Origin of the sequence: Streptosporangium sp. NPDC002721 (genome assembly GCF_042888905.1) — a bacterium.
GTDB lineage: Bacteria > Actinomycetota > Actinomycetes > Streptosporangiales > Streptosporangiaceae > Streptosporangium.
On the sequence record NZ_JBIAQI010000025.1, the window covers coordinates 168,493 to 174,932 of the forward strand.

The following is a 6,440-nucleotide window of genomic DNA, read 5'->3' on the forward strand; positions in this document are numbered from 1 at the left end:
CCGGCGATCGCGACTGTTGACATCCCGATCTTCAGGGTTAACATCTGCGCAGGCCCGAACGTAAGCGCTTTCGCAAGCGCTTACGGATCGCTCACCCCCCGAGAGGATCCGGATGCCCGCTCCGCCCACCCCCCTCCGCCGGCTGCTGTCACCGGTGCTCGCCCTGGTCACCGGCCTGGGGTTCGCGCTGGTCACCACGGCCCCGGCCACCGCGGCCCCGGCCGCCGCCGTGGCGGCACCCCCCTGTCCCGCCCTCTGCGCCCTGGCCACCTTCGACGACTACGACAACGGCAGCCTGCGCTCGCAGGGAACCTGGCACGTCAACACCCCCGGCGCCGCCGACGGCGCCCTCGCGGGCGACGCGGTGCCGGCGGGTTTCTCCGGCAAGACCCTGATCAACAAGCTCGACGCCGGCTCCCAGCCGGTCCGCTACCGCGGCAACGCCTACGCCACCCTGGGCGACCTCGCCATCGCCGAGGGCGCCACCGGCACCCTCTTCCTGGAGTTCGCCGCCGACGACCTGGCCAGGACCGACGTCAGCCTGGGCCTGAGCGCCGACGAGTCCCCCGGCCTGGGCTTCGACACCACCGGCGACGAGCTCGACCTGGACGACTACGCCGTACAGGTGCGCTTCGACGAGCGGGGTCTCGTCATCAGGGACGGGGGCCAGGACCGCGTCGCCGACAACGTCACCCTCACCCCCGGCGCGGTCCACCGGATCTGGGCCGTGGTCGACACCGCGGCCGACAGCTACCGCGTGCACGTCGCCGCGCCGGGCGGGCAGCCGGTACGGGCCGCCGCGGGCGGCGACGACACCTTCGCCTTCCGGACCGGCGGCTCGGCCCCGCTCGTCACCTTCCTGCACCTGAACGACCCGGAGGACCCGCCGGGCGGGGTGTCGTACGTCGACAACATCCACCTCGACCCCGACGGCGCCACCCTGACCGACCCGACCCCCGCCTTCGACCAGGTCCTCGACCTGGAGGGCTACACCACGGGCGCGCTGAACGGCCAGGACGGCTGGACCACCTCGGGCGCGGCCGTCGTGGTCGCCGCCGACCCGAGGCAGGCCGGGAACCAGGCGATCCGGATGACCGGCCCGAACCTGCGGGCGCACCGGGCGGTCCCCGCCATCGCGCCGGGCGCGAGCGGCACCCTGTTCTTCCGCTTCCAGCGGACCGGCAACGTCGACACCAGCGCCGGGCTGACCGATGCGGACGCGCCCGCCGCGTTCGGCGACTTCGAGGTGCAGGCCAACAACCAGAACTCCGCCACGCTGAACGCCCGCGACCGGGGCGCCTTCGCCGCCGCGGGCACCTGGGCGCCCAACACCTGGCAGTGCGTGTGGCTCGTCGCCGACAACACGACCGACACCTTCGCGATGTACAGCAGGGGCGGCCCGTACGCGGTGACCACCCGGCTGCCGGCGGGCACCGAGCGGCGGTTCGGCTTCCGCAACGGCACCGCCGAGGCACTGGACCGGTTCGCCGCGATCAACGGTACGAACAGCGCCTCGGCCCTCTACTACGACGACATCGCGGTCGACACCGGCGGGGTCAACCTGCGGGTGCCCGGCGGCGGCGCCGACACCTGCGGCGTGACCGACACGAGCGACCTGCCGCTGCCCGACCCGCTGCCCGGCGACCCCGTCGTCACCGGCCTCGGCGTCACCCTGCGGGAGTTCGTCACCATCCCCGCCAGCAACCCCACCGCGCCCCGGGCCCGCATCAACTACGTCGGCGAGATCCCCGACGGCTCCGGGCGGCTCTACGTGCCCGACCTGAACGGCAAGATGTACCTCGTCGTGAACGGCGCCCCGGCGCAGTTCCTCGACGTCGCCGCCGCCTTCCCCGACTTCCGGCTCAACCCCAACCTCGGGACCGGCTTCGGCTTCGTCACCTTCCACCCCGACTACCGGACCAACGGGAAGTTCTACACCGTCCACTCCGAGGCGGGCCCGGCGCTGACCACGAAGACGCCCCACCTGCCGTACCCGGCCAATACCTCCGTGCACAACGTGATCACCGAGTGGACCGCGAGCAACCCGGCCGCGAACACCTTCGCCGGTACCAGGCGCGAGGTCCTCAGGCTCGGCTTCGACACCTTCCTGCACGGCGTGCAGGAGCTCGGCTTCAACCCCACCGCCGGGGCCGGGGACGCCGACCGTACCCTCCTCTACCTCGCCCTCGGCGACGGTGAGGAGACGCCGAACTTCACCACCGGGCCGCAGAACCTGGGCGTGCCGCAGGGCAAGATCCTGCGTATCGACCCGGCGGGCACCGGCGGACCCGGCGGCGGGTACGGCGTGCCGCCCGGCAACCCCTTCGTCGGCCGCGCGGGCGCGCTCGGCGAGATCTACGCCTACGGCCTGCGCAACCCGCACCGGTTCAGCTGGGACCCGGCCACCGGGAAGATGTACGTCGGCATGATCGGCGAGGTCAACATCGACTCGGTCTACGAGGTGCGGCCGGGCGACAACTTCGGCTGGAACGAGCGCGAGGGCGGCTTCCTGTTCAAGAAGTCCGACCCGACCAACGTCTACCCCCTGCCCGCCGACGACGCGAGGTACGGCTACACCTACCCGGTGATCAGCTACGACCACGACACCGGCAACGCGCTGGTCGGCGGCTTCGTCTACCGGGGCGAGGCGGTGCCGGAGCTCACCGGCAAGTACGTCTACGGCGACATCGTCAGCGGCCGGATCTTCTACTCCGAGGTCGCGGAGATGGTCCGTGGCGCGAAGCTCGCCACGGTCAAGGAGCTGACGCTGTTCGACACGGCCGAGCGGAAGGTGACGATGCGGCAGCTGGCCGGCAACGACCGGGTCGACTTCCGCCTGGGCGTCGACGGCGACGGTGAGCTGCTCGTGCTGTCCAAGGCCAACGGCAAGATCTGGCGGGTCGCCCGGCCCCCGCAGCACGCCGACTGCTCCGTGGGCACCGCGAAGGTCACCGGCACCGCCGCCCAGGCGAGCTGGGCCCCGCGTACCCCCGCCAAGTGGAGCTTCCCCGGCGACGAGGTGATCCTGACCGAGGCCGGGACGGCTCCCACCGGCCCGCGCCGCCCGTTCGAGTACGCCGTGCTCACCAAGGGCCCGGTCTTCGGCTCGGTGCAGATCGACGCCGAGGTCAGGCTGGACGAGAGCGTGAGCGTGAGCAACCGGGACGTGATCGTCGTCTTCGGCCACCGCTCCGACACGGAGTACTACTACGTCCACCTGTCGCAGGACAACACCATCTACCCGCACAACGGCATCTTCGTGGTGAACAACGCCGACCGGCTCCGTATCGACGACCAGTGGACCGGCACGGTCGGCGCTCCCCCGGCGGTGACCGACGCCGGCTGGCACCGGGTCCGCGTCCGGCACTGCGCCGGCACGGGCGAGATCGCGGTCTACGTGGACGGCTCGGCGACCCCGCTGATGACGGCCACCGACGACACCTTCGCCTCCGGCCGGACCGGCTTCGGCTCCTTCGACAACTTCGGCCGGACCAGGAACTTCTCCGTCACCGGCACCACCTTGACCCCGAACGGGGCCCCGTCCTCCGGACCGTGACCCGGCCCGGGGGCGTCGCCACGCCTGTTCGCCGAGCGGTGACCTCGACCGGTCACGCGCCGGCGGGCAGGCGTGTGTGCCGGGGGACCTTGCCGAACTTGCCGGAGTGGAAGTCGTGGTACGCCTGTTCGATCTCGGCGCGGGTGTTCATCACGAAGGGGCCGCTGGCGAACACGGACTCGCCAATGGGCCGCCCGGCGAACAGCATCACCTTGGTCCGCTCGTCACCGTCGCCGGTGGCCAGGGTCAGCGTGGTCGCCTCCCCCTGCCGGGCCACCGGATCGGACCAGGCGATCTGCCCGGCGTGCACGGTCCGGCCGGCGACCGTCAGCCGGCCCGAGATCACGTACGCGAACGCGCGCTGGTCCCCGTCGAGCAGCTGCCGGTACTCGGTCCTCGGGTCGAGCGTGATCACCATGCCCAGGATCGGCCAGTGGTTGAGCGCCGGCCCGTTCGCCGTCCCGGTCTCCCCCGAGATCAGCTGGACCAGCACGCCGTCCTCGGTGTGCACGGCGTGCATGCCGGCCCGCAGGTCCTGGTAGCGGGTGGGTACCAGCTTCTTGTCCGCCGGCAGGTTGACCCACATCTGGATGATGTGGGCCCGCTCCGAGGGCGCGGCGACCTCACGGTGGATGATGCCCCGCCCCGCGGTCATCCACTGCACGTCCCCCGCCCCGAGCACGCCGGCGTTGCCCATGCTGTCGCCGTGCTCCAGGGCTCCGTCCAGGATCAGGGTCACGGTCTCCATCCCGCGGTGCGGGTGCCAGTCGAACCCCGGCTGGTTGACCAGCTCCTCCCCCATCACCAGGAACGGATCGGTCCAGGCGCTGTTGCCCGGTGCGATGATCATCGCGCTGTGATCGGACGTCGCGGTCGCTCCGATGTCCACCTTGTCGAGAACCCGGTCCACCTTCCGGCTCGCCGGCACGGTCTGCGTGCTCATGATGACCCCTCTTTCGTCGGTCATCGAAAGCATCCATCCGCCGGTCCGGGTTGGCAAAAGACACCAAAGTTACTTACATTTGGAAAGTGACTACGCAGCCCGGCACTCCCATCGACGAGGAGCAGTGCCACCGCATCCTGCGCGCGATCGACATCATCGGGGCCCGCTGGATCGGCCCGATCCTGCTCGCCGCGGTCCGCGGCGCCCGCCGGTTCAAGGAGTATCGAGCCCTGGTCCCGGGCATCTCGGACCCGCAGCTCACGCTACGGCTCAAGCAACTCCAGGCCCGCGGGCTCATCGAACGCACGGTGATCCCCAGCATGCCGGTCCAGATCACGTACGCCCCCACCCCCGACGCCATAGAGCTGATCTCCGCCCTTCAGCCGTTGTCGCACTGGAGCGAGCGGCACCTCCCGCCCGACGACACATGACCCGGACGGCTCCCCGCCGATCCGGTTCAGCGCGCAGCAGGTTGAGGATGATGCGGATCTCGTGCGGGTCGGGGGTCGCCGTCGACGATCTCGCACCGGACGGGGATACCGTCCAGGCCGAAGAGGCGCAGCTCGTACGGAGGGGTGGGTGCGTCTCTCGGCGTTGGCTGTGAGTTCGGCGGTGTCGATGTCGTCTCTGAGCGGTCCGACGTGCTGGAGCACCTCGCGGACGACGGCGCGAGACGGCCCTGACCCTGCCGTACCACAATGGCGGCGCCAAAAGTGTGAATACCAAGACCGAACGCATCATGCACCGAATACAGGATCGCACCGGATTAACACTGTTTTCGCCAAGAAAAAAATAGGGCCGAAAACGTTCCCTCCTGGCGAGTCGGAGCCTGGCATTACTTCAGATGCATCGACGACGCGAGACTCATTGTGACGAAGGAGTCACAGGATTTACATACCCCTTTCAAATAATTGAGACTTTACCTGTGATCTACGTCACATAAATTTTCGGGTTTGCCGATGCCGCAGGCACGTGAGCTGCCCGAATCATTGGACCGTTTCAATTCATCCACCTTCTGCACCAACTTCGACCGGCTTGTCAAGATCTATTCCTGACCCCTCCTACCTGTGTATATCTATGGCGTTCTTTATGCGGCGCTTATGGGGATGCGCTTGAGGCCCTTGAGGGTTTCTGGTCTACGGGGAGTGTGAGCGTGTCCATGCGGCGTTCTCAGGCAGGTAAGAGTGTGCTGGGTCGGAGCCGGTGCGGCCTCGGGCGGAGCGGACCACCGAGGTGGGTGAGCCGCGTCGCCTTGGTCCTGACCGTGGCTCTCATGCCGGGCGCTCTCGCGTTGGAGGCGCAGGCGTTCGCCATCGACCCGTCTCCGAACAGGTTGACGATCCCCGGTTCCCCGTCTTCAGGTTCCGTCAGCAGTGCCCCTGTCCAGGGTTCCGGGTCCGCGGCGAATCTGCCGCACCTCGTCAGCCCGGCCGCCACTCAGCCGCGGGCGAAGGGCGAGATGGGTAGTGACAGCAAGCGGCCCAAGGATGCGCTTCCGCTGGAGAAGCTGCGCGAGATGGTGGACGAGCCGGCCACGAACGGGCTGAACAGTCCGCCGCCGCTGACATGGCGATCGTCCCCCGCTGCCACCGGATCGGCACAAGTGACGAACGACGGACGAAAGGCCCGTGTTCGCGCTGAGAGCGCTGGTATCCACAAAGTCTCTCCGGCGACGCTTAACAGCCAGGGAAACGCGGTGGAAGGCGATGCGAAGGCGACCCGGACACGGGCTGTGTCGGCTGTCACAGCCGCACTTCCGGCTGTGTCGGATGTGTCGGCCTCTCCGGGGCAGCAGACCTCGGGGTTGTGGACATTGCCGTCCACCCAGCCGACCTTCTCCGCCGATGGCGGCGACCCCGAATCACGACCACTACGCCTGGAAGCCCAAGTCGAACACGACCCCTCAGCCGCCGGTCAAGGCTCGGGACTGATCTGGTCCGC

Annotated in this window: 4 protein-coding genes; 3 read left to right on the forward strand and 1 reads right to left on the reverse strand. The window is 69.2% G+C overall.

Annotation, left to right across the window (positions count from 1 at the left end):
* Positions 1 to 112: 112 nt before the first annotated feature.
* Positions 113 to 3,556 (forward strand): PQQ-dependent sugar dehydrogenase, encoded by a 3,444-nt coding sequence (locus tag ACFYWM_RS32385; RefSeq protein WP_389921507.1) that lies wholly within the window; start codon positions 113 to 115, stop codon positions 3,554 to 3,556.
* 52 nt (positions 3,557 to 3,608) lie between these two features.
* Here the strand turns inward: ACFYWM_RS32385 and ACFYWM_RS32390 are convergent, their stop codons facing one another.
* Complete coding sequence (locus ACFYWM_RS32390; protein ID WP_389921510.1) at positions 3,609 to 4,523, reverse strand: pirin family protein; 915 nt, start codon at positions 4,521 to 4,523, stop codon at positions 3,609 to 3,611.
* Positions 4,524 to 4,585: 62 nt separating this feature from the next.
* Here ACFYWM_RS32390 and ACFYWM_RS32395 point away from each other — a divergent pair, with 62 nt between their 5' ends.
* Both ACFYWM_RS32395 and ACFYWM_RS32400 read left to right on the forward strand, forming a co-directional pair.
* The gene (locus ACFYWM_RS32395) at positions 4,586 to 4,930 is read left to right on the forward strand and encodes a winged helix-turn-helix transcriptional regulator (protein WP_389921513.1); all 345 of its coding nucleotides are present in this window, start codon (positions 4,586 to 4,588) and stop codon (positions 4,928 to 4,930) included.
* Between the two features lie 806 nt (positions 4,931 to 5,736).
* Positions 5,737 to 6,440 (forward strand): hypothetical protein (locus ACFYWM_RS32400; RefSeq protein ID WP_389921516.1); only part of this gene is annotated, 704 nt, incomplete at its 3' end.

Excerpts from the sequence above, each read along its gene's own strand:
- ACFYWM_RS32385 (WP_389921507.1), top strand. The coding sequence starts at position 113 with ATGCCCGCTCCGCCCACCCCCCTCCGCCGGCTGCTGTCACCGGTGCTC.
- ACFYWM_RS32390 (WP_389921510.1), bottom strand. The coding sequence starts at position 4,523 with ATGACCGACGAAAGAGGGGTCATCATGAGCACGCAGACCGTGCCGGCG.